The sequence below is a fragment of the Pantoea phyllosphaerae genome (genome assembly GCF_051025595.1).
In the GTDB taxonomy this organism is placed as follows: domain Bacteria; phylum Pseudomonadota; class Gammaproteobacteria; order Enterobacterales; family Enterobacteriaceae; genus Pantoea.
This window is the reverse complement of sequence record NZ_JBPFDE010000008.1, coordinates 209,210-226,228: the sequence shown is the minus strand read 5'-3', so window position 1 is coordinate 226,228 and position 17,019 is coordinate 209,210. Positions and strand designations below refer to the sequence as shown.

At 61.8% G+C, this 17,019-nt stretch carries 16 protein-coding genes; 2 read left to right on the top strand and 14 right to left on the bottom strand.

Annotated elements, in window-relative coordinates; all coding sequences use genetic code 11:
• Positions 1–158: 158 nt before the first annotated feature.
• Entirely contained in the window at positions 159–2,327 is a 2,169-nt protein-coding gene (locus ACR6A7_RS13105; protein ID WP_434125294.1) for an ornithine decarboxylase, read from the bottom strand.
• 574 nt (positions 2,328–2,901) lie between these two features.
• Between ACR6A7_RS13105 and acuI the strand changes: the two genes are divergently transcribed.
• Positions 2,902–3,885 carry an acrylyl-CoA reductase (NADPH) gene (gene acuI / locus ACR6A7_RS13100; RefSeq protein ID WP_434125293.1) on the top strand — a complete coding sequence of 328 codons (984 nt, stop codon included), beginning with the start codon at positions 2,902–2,904 and terminating at the stop codon, positions 3,883–3,885.
• On the opposite strand, the gene ACR6A7_RS13095 is transcribed toward acuI, so the two are convergent.
• From ACR6A7_RS13095 to ACR6A7_RS13070, 6 genes are all read right to left on the bottom strand, one after another.
• Positions 3,882–4,391 (bottom strand): CinA family protein, encoded by a 510-nt coding sequence (locus tag ACR6A7_RS13095; RefSeq protein WP_434125292.1) that lies wholly within the window; start codon positions 4,389–4,391, stop codon positions 3,882–3,884. The genes acuI and ACR6A7_RS13095 overlap by 4 nt on opposite strands.
• Positions 4,392–4,487: 96 nt before the next feature.
• Positions 4,488–5,267: a heme ABC transporter ATP-binding protein gene (locus tag ACR6A7_RS13090; protein WP_434125307.1), complete on the bottom strand. Its 780-nt coding sequence runs from the start codon at positions 5,265–5,267 to the stop codon at positions 4,488–4,490.
• The gene (locus ACR6A7_RS13085; RefSeq protein ID WP_434125291.1) at positions 5,264–6,262 is read right to left on the bottom strand and encodes a FecCD family ABC transporter permease; all 999 of its coding nucleotides are present in this window, start codon (positions 6,260–6,262) and stop codon (positions 5,264–5,266) included. The genes ACR6A7_RS13090 and ACR6A7_RS13085 overlap by 4 nt, the downstream gene beginning before the upstream one ends.
• Positions 6,255–7,079: a heme/hemin ABC transporter substrate-binding protein gene (locus ACR6A7_RS13080; RefSeq protein WP_434125290.1), complete on the bottom strand. Its 825-nt coding sequence runs from the start codon at positions 7,077–7,079 to the stop codon at positions 6,255–6,257. The genes ACR6A7_RS13085 and ACR6A7_RS13080 overlap by 8 nt, the downstream gene beginning before the upstream one ends.
• On the bottom strand, positions 7,076–8,107 hold the full coding sequence (locus ACR6A7_RS13075) for a hemin-degrading factor (RefSeq protein WP_434125289.1): 1,032 nt from the start codon (positions 8,105–8,107) through the stop codon (positions 7,076–7,078). The genes ACR6A7_RS13080 and ACR6A7_RS13075 overlap by 4 nt, the downstream gene beginning before the upstream one ends.
• A gap of 55 nt (positions 8,108–8,162) precedes the next feature.
• The gene (locus tag ACR6A7_RS13070) at positions 8,163–10,514 is read right to left on the bottom strand and encodes a TonB-dependent receptor domain-containing protein (protein ID WP_434125288.1); all 2,352 of its coding nucleotides are present in this window, start codon (positions 10,512–10,514) and stop codon (positions 8,163–8,165) included.
• Between the two features lie 237 nt (positions 10,515–10,751).
• On the opposite strand from ACR6A7_RS13070, the gene ACR6A7_RS13065 reads away from it, so the two are divergent.
• Positions 10,752–11,039, top strand: a complete 288-nt coding sequence (locus ACR6A7_RS13065; protein WP_033752326.1) for an Rdx family protein — start codon at positions 10,752–10,754, stop codon at positions 11,037–11,039.
• Between the two features lie 10 nt (positions 11,040–11,049).
• Here the strand turns inward: ACR6A7_RS13065 and ACR6A7_RS13060 are convergent, their stop codons facing one another.
• The 7 genes from ACR6A7_RS13060 to ACR6A7_RS13030 all read right to left on the bottom strand — a co-directional run bounded on the left by ACR6A7_RS13060 (position 11,050) and on the right by ACR6A7_RS13030 (position 16,984).
• Positions 11,050–11,586, bottom strand: a complete 537-nt coding sequence (locus tag ACR6A7_RS13060; protein WP_434125286.1) for a PadR family transcriptional regulator — start codon at positions 11,584–11,586, stop codon at positions 11,050–11,052.
• An 82-nt stretch (positions 11,587–11,668) separates the two neighbouring features.
• Positions 11,669–12,460 carry a siderophore-interacting protein gene (locus ACR6A7_RS13055; RefSeq protein WP_434125284.1) on the bottom strand — a complete coding sequence of 264 codons (792 nt, stop codon included), beginning with the start codon at positions 12,458–12,460 and terminating at the stop codon, positions 11,669–11,671.
• Between the two features lie 230 nt (positions 12,461–12,690).
• Complete coding sequence (locus ACR6A7_RS13050) at positions 12,691–12,894, bottom strand: hypothetical protein (protein ID WP_434125283.1); 204 nt, start codon at positions 12,892–12,894, stop codon at positions 12,691–12,693.
• Positions 12,895–13,079: 185 nt separating this feature from the next.
• On the bottom strand, positions 13,080–13,946 hold the full coding sequence (locus tag ACR6A7_RS13045; RefSeq protein ID WP_434125305.1) for a helix-turn-helix domain-containing protein: 867 nt from the start codon (positions 13,944–13,946) through the stop codon (positions 13,080–13,082).
• A 438-nt stretch (positions 13,947–14,384) separates the two neighbouring features.
• Positions 14,385–14,552 carry a DUF2474 domain-containing protein gene (locus ACR6A7_RS13040; protein WP_434125282.1) on the bottom strand — a complete coding sequence of 56 codons (168 nt, stop codon included), beginning with the start codon at positions 14,550–14,552 and terminating at the stop codon, positions 14,385–14,387.
• Position 14,553: 1 nt separating this feature from the next.
• The gene (cydB, locus tag ACR6A7_RS13035) at positions 14,554–15,558 is read right to left on the bottom strand and encodes a cytochrome d ubiquinol oxidase subunit II (RefSeq protein WP_434125281.1); all 1,005 of its coding nucleotides are present in this window, start codon (positions 15,556–15,558) and stop codon (positions 14,554–14,556) included.
• A gap of 1 nt (position 15,559) precedes the next feature.
• Complete coding sequence (locus tag ACR6A7_RS13030) at positions 15,560–16,984, bottom strand: cytochrome ubiquinol oxidase subunit I (RefSeq protein WP_434125280.1); 1,425 nt, start codon at positions 16,982–16,984, stop codon at positions 15,560–15,562.
• Between the last annotated feature and the right edge of the window lie 35 nt (positions 16,985–17,019).

The following is a 17,019-nucleotide window of genomic DNA, read 5'->3' as shown; positions in this document are numbered from 1 at the left end:
AGCTGGCCCGGGGCGCGGGTGCAGGGCCGGCGCCCACCGGCCCTGCTCGGTCGCCCGCAGCGGGCGAAATGAAACTGCCTCGCTGCCGGGCGAACGAAACCTGCTCAGAGCCGCCTGCGCAGCAGGCAAAACCGTCTGGCGGGCGGAACCCGCCGCCGCTACCGCCCGGCCAGGCGCCCCTCCACGATCATATTCGCCACCAGCTGAAGACGCCCCTGCCCGTCATCCTCGGTATAAACCCCCTGCAGCTCCGGCGAGAAGCCCGGCAGCTGGTTGACGCCCTCTTCCAGCGCCAGGAAATAGCGCTGCACCGCGCCGCCCCACACCTCGCCCGGCACCACGCAAAGCACGCCTGGCGGATAAGGCAGCGCGCCTTCAGCAGCGATGCGCCCTTCGGCCTGCGCGATCGGCACCAGCTCGACGTCGCCGCGAATATAGGCCTGATGCGCGTCCTGCGGGTTTACCTTCACCGCCGGAAAACGCTGCTGCCGGAACATCGCCCTCTGCAGATCCTTCACGTCGAAGCTGACGTAGAGATCGTGCATCTCCTGGCAGAGCTGACGCAGGGTATAGCCCTTGTAGCGCGCCTGATTTTTGCGATAAATCGTCGGCAGCACCTCCGCCAGCGGCGCATCCTCTCTGACGTGCTGTTCGAACTGCGCCAGCATCGCCACCAGATGCGCCATCTTCTCCGCGCTCTCTGCCGGCGTCAGCAGAAACAGAATAGAGTTAAGGTCGCACTTCTCCGGCACGATGCCGTTTTCGCGCAGGTAGTTGGCGAGAATAGTGGCGGGAATGCCGAAGTCGGCATACTCGCCGCTCGCCGCATCGATGCCCGGCGTGGTCAGCAGCAGCTTGCAGGGATCGACCAGATACTGATCCTGCGCGTACCCGGCAAAACCGTGCCACTTCGCCTCGGGTTCAAAGCTGAAGTAGCGGCTGTCGCGGGCGATGCTCTCCGTGGGTGCATCCTGCCAGCGCATGCCGTCTACCTGCTCCGGGACAAACGGCAGGATCATCTCGCAGCGATCGAGGATCGCCTTGCGCGCCTCGATGCCGAGCGTCACGCACGACTGCCACAGCTGGCGGCCCGCTTCCCCCTGATGCATCTTTGCATTAACGTCCAGCGCGGCGAAGAGCGGATAAAAGGGGCTGGTGGAGGCGTGCAGCATAAAGGCGTTATTCAGCCGCTTGTGCGGACAAAAGCGCTTCTGACCGCGAATGTGGTTATCTTTTTTATGGATCTGCGACGTCTGCGAAAAACCGGCCAGCTGCTTATGCACCGACTGGGTAACGAAGATGCCCGGGTCTTGTTCAGTGAGTTCCAGCGTCAGCGGCGAGGTGCCCGCCATTACCGGAATAAACTGCTCATAGCCGAGCCACGCAGAGTCGAACAGGATGTAGTCGCAGAGATGCCCGATGCGATCCACCACCTGACGCGCGTTATAAACCGTGCCATCGTAGGTACCAAGCTGAATGATCGCCAGCCGGAAAGGACGCGCTTCTCCGGCGCGCTGCGGCGCCACCTCTTTGATGCGCTCGCGCAGCCAGGCCTCGTCGAAACAGTGCGCGTCGATGCCGCCGATAAAGCCAAAAGGATTGCGCGCCGCCTCCAGATAGACCGGCGTCGCGCCCGCCTGGATCAGCGCGCCGTGGTGGTTCGATTTATGGTTATTGCGGTCGAACAGCACCAGATCGCCACGCGTCAGCAGCGCGTTGGTCACCACCTTGTTGGCGCTGGAGGTGCCGTTGAGCACAAAGTAGGTTTTATCCGCGTTGAAGACCTTTGCCGCGAACTTCTGCGCATCTTTCGCCGAGCCTTCGTGAATCAGCAGATCGCCGAGCTTAACGTCGGCGTTGCACATGTCGGAGCGAAACACGTTTTCGCCGTAAAAATCGTAAAACTGCCGTCCCGCCGGGTGCTTACGGAAAAACGCCCCGCCCTGATGGCCAGGACAGGCGAAAGTGCTGTTCTGCATATCAACATAGCGCGTCAGGGTATCGAAAAACGGCGGCAGCAGGTTCGCCTCATACTCCGCCGCGGCCGCTTCCAGCGCCGCCCACTCCTGCGCGGAGCCGTTCAGCTCGCCGGTCACGCCCGGCAGATGCAGCACCTCCTCCTCCCAGGCGTTGGCGACAAACACCGGCAGATTGAAGCCGGTATGGCGCAACAGGGCCAGCACGCCGCTGCGCGTATCGGCCAGCGAGACGACCACTGCCGCCACATCGGTAAAGTCGGTGTTGTCCAGCGTCACTACGTCACGCCCGGTATTGAGGGTAAGGCTGGGAGCCACAGCAACGCTGGCGGCAATTTTCAGTGGTGTCATAACACAAATCCCCAACGGTGAAGGATGAGTGGGTGCCAGAGGCACGGCAATAGGGAAGATTCCCCGGCGAATAACGTCAGGCGGAAGCGGAGTCAGAGCAAAAGCGAAAGCCGCACCCGATAGACATCAGTAAAGCCAGATGGCGTCTGTCTTTACGCATGCCCAACAGCGAACGTTTAGCTGGCCTCACCGCATGATGAGCGGGCACAGCGGAAAGCGGCGAGCAGAGAGGAGCGCCTTGCGCACAGGGCAAAGCGAGCGGCGGCAGGTGCGGTTGCGCAGTATTCCGGCCATAGCAAATCCTCGACGGGCAGGTAAAAAGAGGCGCAATCATGTCATTTTTTTCGCGCGGGAACAACCCGCCTGGCTTAATAACCCGGCAGGCGATAAATATGCAACGCCATGATAAATAAGTATTTAAAAAACAAACGCCTTAAATAAATGCTTAATTATCTTTGCTTTATGAAAGTTTATGCATTTCCCGGCGCTTTCCTGCCGCCTCTGCGCACGCTCTACCCCTTACCCCCGAGGAGGAGTAGACTGGCCGGCACATTTCCTGATTGCCGGAGGCTGCATGTTTACAGCATTAGTCATTGAAAATGATGAGCAAGGCTACCGCACCAACCTGAAAGAACTCAACGAATCCCAGCTGCCCGACCATAACGTCACCGTCGACGTCGCCTACTCCACCCTCAACTACAAAGATGCGCTCGCCATCTGCAATAAAGGGCCGATCGTGCGTCATTTCCCGATGGTGCCGGGCATCGATTTCGTCGGCCGCGTCACCGCCAGCCGCCATCCAGAGTGGCGGCTGGACGACGTAGCGCTGCTGACCGGCTGGGGCGTCGGCGAGAAACAGTGGGGCGGCCTGGCGCAGAAGGCGAGCGTGCCCGGCGACTGGCTGGTAGAGGTGCCCGCCGCCCTGAGCCCGCTACAGACTATGGCGATCGGCACTGCGGGCTTGACCGCGATGCTGTGCGTGATGGCGCTGGAGAAACAGGGCGTGACGCCGGACCGCGGCCCCGTGCTGGTCACCGGCGCAAGCGGCGGTGTCGGCAGCTTCAGCGTCAGCCTGCTGGCGCGCCTGGGCTTTGAGGTGATCGCCGCCAGCGGACGCGCCAGCGACGAAGGCTATCTGATCGATACGCTCGGCGCGCGTTCGGTTATCGACCGCAACGAGCTGTCGCAGCCCGGCAAGCCGCTGGCGAAAGAGCGCTGGGCGGCGGCAATCGACAGCGTCGGCAGCCATACGTTGAGTAACGTGCTGGCCGCTACCCAGCGCGACGGCGTGGTCGCCGCCTGCGGTATGGCGCAGGGGCTGGATCTGCCCGCCAGCGTCGCGCCCTTTATCCTGCGCGGCGTCACCCTGACCGGCATCGACAGCGTCATGTGTCCGAAACCGCTGCGCCAGCAGGCGTGGCAGCGCCTTGGTGAACTGCTGAACAGCGACACGCTGACCCAGCTTACGACGCTGATCCCGCTCAGCGAAGCGAAACAGGGCGCGCAGGATCTGCTGGACGGCAAGGTGCGCGGCCGCCTGATTGTCGACTGCCGCTAAGCGGTCTGATGCAGGGCGACGTCGCGCAGCAGCACCGCAAGGCGCGCCAGCGCGAACTGTGCGCCCTGCTCCATTACCGATTTCGGCTCGCCCTCGAAGCGTCGCATCTCAGCCACCACGCTGCCGTCGGGCAAGGTCCAGCCAAACCAGATGGTCCCGGCGGGCGTGCCATCTTCGCCGCCGTCCGGTCCGGCATAGCCGGTAATTGACAGGCTCACCGGCTCGCCGGAGCGCTCGCGCGCGCCGATCGCCATCTCGCGCGCCGTCTGTTCGCTCACCGCGGTATGCGCCTCCAGCGTTTCCGGCCGCACCCCGAGCAGCTGGCTTTTCGCCTTATCGCTGTAGGTGACGAAGCCGCTGGTATAGAAGTTGCCGCTGTTTTCCACCTTCGCCAGCGTCATGCTGATCAAGCCGGCGGTGCAGGATTCGGCGGTCGCTAACCGCCACTCAGAGGAGAGAAGCCGCTCGCCAAGCTGCTCAGCGGCCTGATCTAATGCATCATTCATATCTTGCTTCCCTGTTCAGTGATTCAGAGTAGCAAGTATGGCTGAAAATCGGCGCGCCGCTAAGCGCTAACGCCATGAATAATAAGCCAAACGGTTTTATGCGCGCAGCTGAATCGTCGGCCTGCCGCTTTCATGATGAGCAGAGACGCGCAGGTCCGCCCGATACCAGCGCGTCAGCGTCGCCTCGGTCATCACCGCCTGCGGCGAGCCCTGCGCCACCAGACTGCCCTGATGCAGCAGCAGAATGCGATCCGCCCAGAGCGCGGCCAGGTTGAGATCGTGCAGCACGGCGCAAACGCCGAAATCGCTCTGGCGCGACAGCTGGTGCAGCAGCCGTAGCGTCTTCTGCTGCCAGTAGAGATCGAGCGCCGAGGTCGGCTCGTCGAGAAACAGCCAGCCGCGCGGCGACCCGTCGCGCCAGAGCTGCGCCAGCACGCGCGCCAGCTGCACGCGCTGCTGTTCGCCGCCGGAAAGCTGCCGATAGTCGCGCCCGGCCAGCTCTCTGCAGCCGGTCAGCGCCATCACCTCCTCGACAATAGTCGCCGCGCCTGCGGCAGGCCAGGGCGCGCGGCCCATCGCCACCACGTCGGCGGCGGGCAGCGCGAAGGCGACCGGATTCTGCTGACGCATCACCGCGCGCCGCTGCGCCAGCCGCGCGCGCGGCCAGGCCGCTAAAGCACGATCGCCCAGCCGACACTCGCCCTCATCGGGCGTCAGAAAACCGGTCAGCATCCGCAGCAGCGTCGATTTGCCTGCGCCGTTCGGGCCAATCAGCGCCACCAGCTCGCCCGACGCCAGCGACAGATCCAGCGCGTCGATCAGCACCCGTCCGCCGCGTGCATAGCGCAGGCTGCGCGCCTCTAACTGATCCATTATTCCACTCCTCGCTGCTGGCGCAGGATCTGCCAGAGAAACCAGGGACCGCCCAGCAGGCTGGTCAACAGTCCTACCGGCATCTCGGCCGGCACCACAAGGGTGCGCGCCAGCGTATCCGCCAGCAGCAGCAGGATCGCGCCCGCCAGCGCCGAACCGGGCAGCATCCAGCGGTGATCGCTGCCAAGGCAGAAGCGCATCACGTGCGGCACGACCAGGCCCACGAAGCCGATAATGCCGCTGACCGAAACCGCCGCACCTACCAGCAGCGCGCTCAGCGTCAGCAGCTGCCGCTGGGTGCGCCTGACGTCGAGGCCCATATAGTGCGCATCCTCTTCGCCCAGCTGCAGCAGGTTAAGATGGCGCGCGCGTCGCTGCGTCAGCAGCAGCGCTGGCAGGATAAAGGCGGCGCAAACCGCCAGCATCGGCCACTGCGCCTGGCTCAGGCTGCCCATGCCCCACAGCGAAAGCTGACGCAGCTGCTGGTCGTTGCTGAGCCAGGAGAGCACGCCCACCGCCGCGCCGCACAGCGCGTTGATGGCGATGCCCACCAGCAGCAGCCGTGCCAGGCTGCCCTGCGCCCGCTGGCTGAGGCTGAAGATCAGCGCCATCACCGCCAGGCTGCCGAGAAAGGCCGCCAGGGTCGGCAGCCAGAGCGCCAGCAGCGGGGGCAGCGTCAGCGGCAGAAGAATGGCGATCGCCACCGCCAGCCCCGCGCCGCTGCTGATGCCGAGCAGGCCGGGATCGGCGAGCGGATTGCGAAACAGCCCCTGCATCAGCGCCCCGGAGACCGCCAGCGCCATGCCGATCAGCACCGCCAGCAGCACGCGCGGCAGGCGGATATGCAGCCAGATCTGCCAGACCATATCGCTGAGCGGCGCCCGCCACAGCGCGCGCAGCGACAGCGGCATCGCGCCGAGATTCGCCGCCAGCGCCATCGCCGCCAGCATGCTCGCCAGCATCAGCGCCAGCCAGCGCGGCGCGGCGGCATTACTCATGCCGCGCCGCTTCCGCCGCTTTGCGCAGCTTAACGATGGCGCCTGGCGTATCCAGGCCGAAACCGAGCAGCGCCATCTCGTCGATCACCAGCAGGTTCTTATGCTGGCCAGCCGGGGTTAGCGCCAGGCCCGGCAGCTGCCACACCTTCTCTTCGTCGCCGAGGGTTTTCAGCCCATCGTCGCCGATCACCACCAGATCCGGCGCGGCGGCGATGACGCCCTCCTGCGACAGCGGCTGATAGCGCGGCACCGCCGCCATGGCGTTGATCAGGCCCGCGCTGCGGATGGCGCCGTCGGCGGCGGTATCGCTACCCGCCGCCAGCGACTTCATGCCGCTGTGCGACATAATAAACAGCACCTTCACCGGCAGCGGCCGCTTCGGCAGTGCCGCCAGCGTCCGGTTAACCTGCTGCGCCAGCGCCTGCGCCTCTTCGTCGCGGTGCAGCGCCTTGCCGATGGCGGCGATCTTTTTGGGGATCGCCGCCAGGCTGTTCTCGCCGCTTATCTCCACCACCTTAACGCCAGCCTGAGCGACCTGCTGCAGCGCCAGCGACGGCTTCGCCAGCTCGCTGCTCAGCACCAGCGTCGGCTTCAGCGCCAGAATGCCCTCGGCGTTGAGCTGACGCATATAGCCGATGTCCGGCAGCCGCTTCGCCAGCGCCGGATGCTGGCTGGTGCTGTCGCGCGCTACCAGTGCCCGCTGCGCGCCAAGCGCGTAGACGATCTGCGTGACGTCGCCGCCGATGGAGATCACCCGATCCGCCGCCAGCGACGGCAGCGCCAGCAGCAGCGTTAGGCCGGCGATTACCCCTTTCATACGGCTTCTCCCGCCGCGCTCAGCGAGGTCACCTGCTCGCGCCAGCACGCCTGCTCCGGCGTGCCTTCGCTGCGCTGGCCGTAGAGCTGGGCGATCTGCGTGCCGTCAGCCGCGAACAGTTCCAGGCTGGTGACGAAGCCGTCGCCGGTCGGTTTGCGCGTCACCCAGCTTTCGTGGATGCGATCCGCCATCAGGTGCAGCGTGAAGCGCGTATTGAACAGATTGAGCCAGTTCTCCATCGGCGCCACTTTTTCCACCGCGCCGGTAAAGATCTGGGTGCAGCCGCGATTGCCGACGAAGATCATGATTTCGTTGCCGTCTCGCTGCGCCAGCGTCAGCAGCCGCGCCAGCGCGTCGTTATCCACCCGCCACGCCAGATCGCTGCCCGCCGCGCGAAACGCCTGAGGCCGCGAGACGTTATGACGCTTCAGCAGAGCGAAAAACTGATGCACGTCGGTCATGGCGCGCCATTCGCTGTCGATAGCGGCGGCGTCGATATGCTCGGCGAAGCGGGCGGTTTCCACAGGCTCTACATGCAGCGCGGCGGACGCGTCGTCGACAAAGCGCGCGATCAGCGCCTGCCAGGCCGCCATATCGGTGTGGTCGGTGGCGTAGATTTTCAGCACCGCGTCACCGTGACGATCGAAGATCTGAATGCTCTGCCGCTCGCCGCGCGCGCTCTGCTCGCGCAGAAAGAAAGCGCTGCGCCACTGGCTGAGGAAGATGCGCAGGTCGAGCGCGCGCGGGTTCAGCACCAGCCCGGCGTGATCGCCCAGCTTCAGGTTCTGATAAAGGCCAAGATGCTCATGCACCGCATATTCATTGCGGGTGATGCTTTTCGTTTCGCCCACCGCCTCCAGCGCCGACAGCAGCTCGCGAAACTGCGGCTTCAGCGGCTGCGCCTCCTGGCCGACGCGCGCTGCGCACAGCTCCGCTTCGCTGATGCCCATCAGCGCAGCCAGCTCGCGGGCATATTTTTTCGGATGACGGCTTTTCAGCGTCTGGTAGTGCTGCCACAGTGAATTCATTGCGCCTTGCTCCCCTAAGAGATGCGCCCTGCGCCTGCGCAGGGCGTTCCAGTGATTAGAAATCGACGTTGACGCCCAGCTGGTACGTCCGGCCCGGCATCACCGCCAGCGCCACGTCGTTGCGATCCTGCGCCGTGTCGCTGGTCAGCTCGCGGCTGCTGGTGTAATCCCAGTATTTGCGGTCGGTCAGGTTATAGACGCCGCCGCTCAGCCGGACGTTTTTCGCCACCTGCCAGTAGGCCGTTGCATCCACCATGCCATAACCCGGCACGCGCATATACTCGCCGGCGGCGTCAGCGAGCGCCGCGCCGCTGTTGCTGTAGCTTTCACGGCCGGTCTCGGTGGCGCGCTTGCCTTTCACGAAGGTCGCGGTCACGGCCGCGCCATAGCCGCGCTGCACGTCGTCCCACGCCAGTCCGACAATCGCCTTCAGCGGCGCGACGCTGTCGAGATCGACATATTTGTCGCCTGAGTAGCTCGACTTCGATTTCCCTTCGTTATAGCCCAGCGCGAAGGTGGCGCTCAGCCCGTCGACCGGCTGGAACCAGCTGCCGAAGTTGATGCGGGTCGCCAGCTCAGCGCCGTAGATATAGGCCTTATCGCGGTTCTCCGCCTGATAGGTGGTATAGATGTTGCCCGGCACGTTGACGAACTTATCGGGATTACCGGCGCGGGTGTAGCGCGTGTAGGCGATAAAGTTTTTATACTGGTTGTAGAACAGCGAGGCGTTTACCGTCACGCCTTCCACCGCCTGGCCTTTCAGGCCCCACTCGAAGTTGTTGCTGGTTTCCGTGTCGAGATCCGCATTGCCGACCAGCGCGTACTGGGCGCGCCCGGCGTAACTGGATCCAAGGTTCCAGGAGCCATAAAGCTGGCTGGCGGTCGGGAACTGTACGCCGCGCTTGTACTGCAAATAAGTGATAAGCGCAGGGGTGAGATCGTACTGCAGGGTGAGCGATGGCAGCACTTCGGTGTCGCTGTTGCCGGATCCGTAGAGCGTTTCCAGCTGCGCGTCGGTCAGCACGCTGCTGCCCGCGGCGAGATCGACGAGGTTGCGCGGTTTGGTGTTCTGATACATCACGCGCACGCCGGGAATAACCGCGACGTTATGACCCTCGGCGTCGAAATTGATTTTATCCTGCAGGTAACCCGCGAGGGTGTAGCTGCGGCTGTCGGCCTGCGGCTGCATAATCACGCTGGTCTGGCTCGGCGCGGGCGACTGGCGGAACGGACGCTCGCTGTTTTCCGTGCGGGCGTTGACGCCGGCGCTTAGCTCATGGCGGCCGACGATTTTGCTGGCGCGCGTGTCGAAGCCCAGGCTGCGGGTGTTGTAATCCGAATAGACCCTTTGATACGCGCTGGCGCTGCCCGGCATAAACGTATTGTCGTGCGACTCGGTTTTCTGCCAGTAGAGGTGCGTGGTCAGCGTATCGAGCAGGTCGTTATAGGGCGTCCACTCATCCGCCAGGCTGACGCCGAAGCGGCGCGTGTCGCTCTGCTGCTGCGAGGTGCCCCAGACGGTGTTGCCGGAGGTATCCCAGCCATCATAGTGGGTGTGATTGGTTTTGTGGTAGTAGTCGAAGGTGGCGCTCAGCTTGTGCTGGTCGTTCGGCTGCCAGATGCCGGAGGTCATAAAGGCGTCGGAGTGCCAGTTAGCCGGATAGGCCTCTTTCACGCCGCTGTTGTTTTGCGTCTCCTGCCCGTCGCGGCGGCTGTAGACGAACAGCCCGCGCAGCTCATCGTCGCCCGCTGCCGCCGTGATGCCGTTGTGCCAGCTGCGGTCGGCGGAGTTGTAGTTGCTCTGATAGCCGAAGTACGTGTTTTTGCTGCCGCTCAGGTAGTCGTCGGCGCTTTTGTTGTGAAACGAGACGTTGCCGCCAATCGAGGCGTTGGGCTGATCGACCGCGGTCGCGCCCTTCTCAATCTCGATGCTGCCGAACATATAGGGATCGATGTAGTCGCCGCGACCGATACCAAAGGTATTGTTGCCAGCACGGCTGGCATAGGCGCGGCCGGTGGCGTCCGGCAACGGAATGCCGTCAACGTCAAGTCCGACGCGGTTGCTCTCCAGTCCGCGAATGTTGTAGCCGCTGTAGCCTGCGCGATCGAAGCCGCTTTTGCCCGAGGAGGAGCCGCCCGCCGAGCCGGTAGCGGCGATCAGCGGCTCGTAGCGCATGATGGAACCGAAGTCGTTCGCGCCGCGCTTTTGCAGATCGGCTGCGGTCAGGGTGGTTTTGTTGCCCGCTTTGGGTTTCGGCGCGGTGACGGTCATCACCGCATCGCTGCTGGCGGTGTCAATGAGAGGCGAATCGCTGGCGGCGTAGCCGCAGGCGGCGTGAACAGATGAGGCGAGCAGCGCAATTTTACACAGCCGCTGTTGGGTCAATCCCTGAAACATTAAAGACATAAGCGCAAATACCTTTTGATTGTTAGTATTTGCTCACTTACTTGCTGTCAGTAGCTAAATTCCGGCTTCGCACATAAAACCGTAAAGAGAAACGTCATTTTTATAGGAATAATTTCGCCAGAAATGTAATGTAAGTGGTAATCATTATCAACTAGCTTTAGAGTAAGATGTATCTTACACCGCACGAATTGCCAAGCTGCGCCGTGCGCTCTTCTCTTTTTTCGCTACGGAAACCCTATGACTGAGAAACCGTCCGTCACTATTCACTACTGCACGCAGTGTAACTGGCTACTGCGCTCCGCCTGGATGGCGCAGGAGCTGCTGCAAACCTTCGCGGACGACCTGTCGGCGGTGACGCTCAAGCCGGGCACCGGCGGCATTTTTGTTATTACCCTTGATAACGAGACGCTCTGGGAGCGTAAGCGCGACGGCGGTTTTCCCGATGCGGCGGCGCTGAAGCAGCGCGTGCGCGATCTCTGCTTCCCGGAGCGTTCGCTGGGTCATGTAGACAAGAAGAAGCCCTGAGGCAGCGGCGTTAGCTGGCGGCGATTTTATCCGCCGCCGCATTCAGCGCCTCGACCACCTTTTCCAGCGTTTCCGCCGAAATGTCCTGCTGCGACAGGCGGCTATTGAGCGTGGTGCGGATGCGATGAATTGCCCGATCGACGTCAGGAAGGCTACGGTTGTTCACCAGCACCGCCAGCGATGAGAGACGCTCGATAAGGTGCGCGATATGCGCCTGCTGTTCAGCCAGCCGCGCGCGCCCTGCCACATTCAGCGTATAGGCCTTGCGCGACGCCTGCGCATCCACCACGCGGATAGCGTCCATCTCTTCCAGCAGCGTCAGGTTGGGGTAGATTATGCCTGGACTGGGGGAATATTCCCCTCTGGAAAGCTCTTCGATCGATTTGATCAGCTCATAGCCGTGCGCGTCGTTTTGCGCGAGGAAGTGCAGCATTAACAGGCGGATATCGCTGGCATCCAGCATCTTCTCACGACGTTTGCGACGGCCGCCGCATTCAGCGCGCGGCGCGGAATCCTGGTGACACGAGATAGCCAGATCCTGTTTCATTGCCTGCCTGAAGGGAGTTTTTTACGGGAGGATGATAGTAGTCCGCCGCCTGGCAAAATTCAACACGGGCGGCGGTGGCGGCCTATCTGGCGTGCCAGTAAGCGACAGCGCGCACGAAGGCGGCATCCAGGCCGCGACGCTCGACAAAGTAGTCGCCAAGCGCTTTCGCGAACGCGCCTTCGCCGGTCAGCCAGATAAAGTAATCCTCCTGCGGCAGCGTAATGGTATCCAGCTCGGCGATGAGCGCCTCAAGCTTACCCGCCTGCGCGGCGCCGCTGCCGAGCCAGCGCACGTTCACGCCAGCGAGGTCCGGCAGGTAGTCGCGGCCGGTGGTCTCATCCACGCAGGCGAACAGATGCAGCTCCTGCGCCTCGGCAGCCGCCACGCGGCGCTTAAAGGCAGGCAGGCTGGTTTCGTCGCAGACATAGAGCTGAAACGCGTAGTCGGTCGGCACCACCAGCGAGCCGCGCGGACCGCCGATGATTAATCGATCGCCCACTTGCGCCTGCTGCGCCCAGCCGCTGGCGACGCCGCCTTCATGGATATAAAAATCGATGGTCAGCGATGATTCGCCGTCAAAGGCGAGCGGCGTGTAGTCGCGCGCTGGCGGACGAGCGCCGTCCGCCCAGACCACGCCTTCGTCGGTCACCTGCGGCAGCGGCAACTCCGCGCCGCTCTCCTGCGGGAAAAAGAGTTTGATATGGTCGTCAAAACCAGGTGAAGCGAAGCCCGCCAGATCGCTGCCGTGAAACTCCACGCGCCAGAATTCACCGGCGATGAGCGTTTTGCTGACAACGCTAATACGACGAAAACGTAGCTCGTTGCGCACGCGCTGCGGCGCGCGGCTGCGGGAGGCTCGGTTGTCGGAATGCATAAGTTCTCCTGTTACGCAGCTGGCCAGCGCCTTTGGCTGCAAAGGTCAGTAGGTGAGATATTTTAGAAATGATTCTCATTTAAGACGCTCAGAGTACTCATGATATATCTTACGCGCAAGGCTCGATTGTGCTGTTTTCGCGCAGCCGAAAGCCTGCGCGGGCAGCGGCCTGCACAGTGGTAAAAGAAGGAGTAAAACAAAGGCGCGCGCCAGATGGGCGCGCGTGGCGATTAGACGTTGTCGTTTAACGCGTCGGAGCTGAACGGCTTTTGCGGCTGCTGCGGCAGCGCATTGTCGCCCAGGATTTCGTGCTGGCTCGGCTGGGCATGCGGGTGCAGGCCAGCAGGCGGCGTAAAGGGTTCAGCCATCTGGGCGCTGGCGAAGAGCGGCAACGCAGCAAGCGCCGTAACAAGGAACAGCGTAGAGAGTTTCATGATTGTCGTCGTTTTAACTGTCTGGTTCGGAAAGAACCTGAAAGGCAGATGAATATTCAGTCCGGCAGGCCAAATGCACGATATCCGCATGGCTGTCGGGTTAAGGCAGGAATTTTACGCCAGAAAGCGCATCTATTTTATAAAATCGTGCGGTTTATCACATTTCACCGCACGAAAAGCCGTTCTCAGCTGCGCGCGACCGGTATTGAGAAGAGCCCCACCAGCGCATCCGGCGTCGAGGCTTTCATGTCGAGCCGCAGCAGATCTTTGCCCTGGCGGCGCGCGACGCCCAGCGCGGGCAGATGCACGTAGTAGAGATCGGCGATAAAGCGCGTCAGCTGCTCAGGCGCGCCCTGCCAGGGAAAGGTGGCGTAGAGGCCACGTGCTGAGGTCCAGTTGACTGTTTGCGACCCCAGAATGTCGGCGTGCTGGCTCTCCAGCGCCTGGAACAGGCTGATATGCTGCTGCTCCGCCGCCGAGCTGCCCGGGCCGTACTGAAAGCCGAGCCAGCCGCGCTCGACGTGTGGCGCGGCCAGTTGCACAAAGTGGCGCGCCTGCTGCGCGACGGTTTGCGCATGGTCGCGCACGTAGTCGCCGAATTTGCACTCCCACTCGATTAGTTCGCCGCGCAGCTGTAGCTCATCGCGCTCCACCAGCTGCGCCTGCAGCATTTCGCCATAGACGGAGATAGGCCCGTGGAAGCTTTGCAGCTGCAACTCAGGCACGCGTCGGAAGGCGCCCGGCGTAAGCGAGAAGTGGCTTTTAAAGACGCGGGTGAAGTTCTGCTGGTTATCAAAGCCGAAACGCACCGCGATGTCGATCAGCGGCATGCGGGTCAGGCGCAGCGCCATAGCAGACATGGTAAGACGACGCTTTCGCGTGTAGGCCGCCAGCGTCTGGCCGGTCATCTCTTTGAACATGCGCTGCATGTGCCATTTGGAGTAGCCAGATTTCAGGGTAATCAGGTCGATGTTGAGATCGTCGGTCAGATTGGCCTCAATCCAGTTCACCAGATCGTTGATGTACTGTTTTTTAACGTTCAGGCTGAGCATTTCGGTGCGGATCGTAGAAAGTATTGCGAGATTAGTCACATAATCATAACAAAAACGACCTACGCATGTAAGGAAGGGTAAAGGGAGCGTAAGCAAAGCGCGGAGAAAAGGCATTTAATGCTTAGCCAGATAACGGAGGAGAACAGGCTGGTGAAGCTGGCCTTCTTATTTTGATGAAGGTGCGGTGCTGGTGCAGACGCGGATGGCATGGGCCGATCGCAAAGTCGCTCAAGGCATCCCTGCGCGCTCGGCCCGCGACATCCCTGTCGCGGGACGCTTTGCTCCTCTGCCCATGCCATCCGCGTTTCAGCCACAGGTGCGCCTGCTGAACCTTTTCGCTGCGGATGACGGCTCTTAGGCCATCCGCGTCTGTACCAGCACCTACACCAGCATAAAAAAAGGCTGGCAGAGCCAGCCTTCATCATCAACCAGAAACCACTAGTGGCTGCGCATCCCTGCCGCTGTCATCATCATCCGGAACAGCATGGCCACGACGCCGAGCGCCAGCACGCTTGCTCCATAGATCACCACCAGCCACAGAATGCGTTTCCACAACGGGGCTTTGGGTTCCTTGTGGTTTTTCACGCTGCCGACCTCGGTTCGCATATCAATGGTATCCTTCGTCTGCTTTGATTTTCCCGCGGAACACGTAGTAGCTCCAGAAGGTGTAGCCCAGGATCATCGGGATAATTAACAAGCTGCCCACCAGCATAAAGGCCTGGCTAATCGCCGGCGACGCCGCCTGCCAGATAGTCACCGAAGGCGGAATAATATTCGGCCACACGCTGATGCCCAGGCCAGAGAAGCCGAGGAAGATTAGCGCCAGCGTCAGCAGGAACGGCGAATAGTGCGCCTCGCGCTTGATGGCGCGCACAATGCCCCACGAGCAGAGCAGCACCAGCGCCGGAACTGGCAGGAACCAGTAAAGATTTGGACGGGTAAACCAGCGCTGCGCGATGGCATCATGGCTGAACGGCGTCCAGAGACTGATAATGCCGACAACCACCAGCAGCGCAATCACCAGCGGCGTTGCCAGCGCGGACATCTTGCGATGCAGCTCGTTCTCGGTTTTCATAATCAGCCAGGTACAGCCCAGCAGCGCATAGGCGATAACCAGACCCACGCCGCAGAACAGCGGGAACGGCGCCAGCCAGTCCATCGCCGAGCCGCTGAAATGACGCCCCGACACCTGAATGCCGTCGAGCATTGCGCCGACCGCCACGCCCTGGCTAAAGGTCGCAAGCACAGAACCGGCAACGAACGACTTGTCCCAGAATGCGCGGTGCGTCTCGGTTGCCTTAAAGCGGAACTCGAAGGCAACGCCGCGGAAGATCAGGCCGATCAGCATCGCCGTCAGCGGAATAGAGAGCGCATCGGCAATCACCGAATAGGCCAGCGGAAAGGCGCCATACAGGCCCGCGCCGCCCAGCACCAGCCAAGTTTCGTTGCCGTCCCAGACCGGCGCGACGGTGTTCACCATCATGTCGCGCTCAACCGCGTCCTTATTGAAAGGGAACAGCAGGCCGATACCGAGATCGAAACCGTCCATGACGATATACATCAGGGTGGCGAAAACAATAATCGCAAACCAGATAATGGAAAAATCGATCATGTTATTTTTCCTCCTGCGGATCGTTCAGACTTTCATGGGCCGCAGAGAGCGGACGAGCCGGCGTCTTGCCGTGGCCTGGACCGCCGTGACGCACATCCTTACCTTCGCCGGTCAGCGGGCCTTTCTTAATCAGGCGCACCATATAGACATAACCTACGCCAAACACCGCAGAGTAGACCACGATAAAGGCCAGCAGGCTGATGCTCATATGCAGATCGCCATGACCGGAAACCGCGTCGATAGTGCGCTGCACGCCGTACACCACCCACGGCTGACGGCCGATTTCCGTGGTGAACCAGCCCGCCAGCAGCGCGATCAGGCCAGACGGCCCCATCAGCAAAGCAAACCACAGGAACGGACGCGACTGATAGAGACGGCCTTTATAGCGCAGCCACAGGCTGACCACGCCGAGCGTAATCATCAGCAGCCCCATCGCCACCATGACGCGGAAAGACCAGAAGATGATCAGCGAGTTAGGACGATCCTCTTTCGGGAAGGTCTTCAGCGCCGGCACCTGCTTATCCAGGCTGTGCGTCAGAATCAAACTGCCAAGATAAGGGATTTCCACCGCGTATTTGGTGCGCTCTTCATCCATATCCGGGATACCGAACAGGATTAGCGGCGTCGCTTCGCCCGGCGGGTTTTCCCAGTGGCCTTCAATCGCCGCGATCTTGGCTGGCTGATGCTCAAGGGTATTCAGGCCGTGCGCATCGCCGATCATCGCCTGAATCGGCGCGACGATCAGCGCCATCCACAGCGCCATCGAAAACATCTTGCGGATGGCCGGATTGTCGTTGCCGCGCAGCAGATGCCATGCGCCGGATGCGCCGACAAAGAAGGCGCTGGCGAGGAACGCCGCCACTGACATATGGAACAGGCGATAGGGGAACGAGGGGTTGAAGATGATTTTCAGCCAGTCCTCCGGCACCACGATGCCGTTCTGGATCAGGTAGCCCTGCGGCGTATGCATCCAGCTGTTGGAGGCGAGGATCCAGAAGGTGGAGATCAGGGTGCCGAGTGCCACCATACAGGTCGCGAAAAAGTGCAGACCCGGACCGACGCGGTTCCAGCCGAACAGCATCACGCCGAGGAAGCCCGCTTCAAGGAAGAAGGCGGTCAGGACTTCATAGGTGAGCAACGGACCGGTGATGCTGCCCGCGAACTGCGAAAAGCCGCTCCAGTTGGTACCGAACTGATAGGCCATCACCAGGCCCGAGACCACGCCCATACCAAAGTTAACGGCAAAGACTTTGGACCAGAAGTGATAGAGATCGCGATAGGTTTCGTTACGGCTTTTCAGCCACATCCCTTCGAGCACGGCCAGAAAGCTGGCGAGACCGATGGTAATGGCGGGAAAAAGGATGTGAAAGGAGACAGTAAATGCGAACTGTATCCTGGCCAGGTGAAACGCATCTAATCCGAACATTGCTTACCTCGTTGCCACATATAACACCATATATT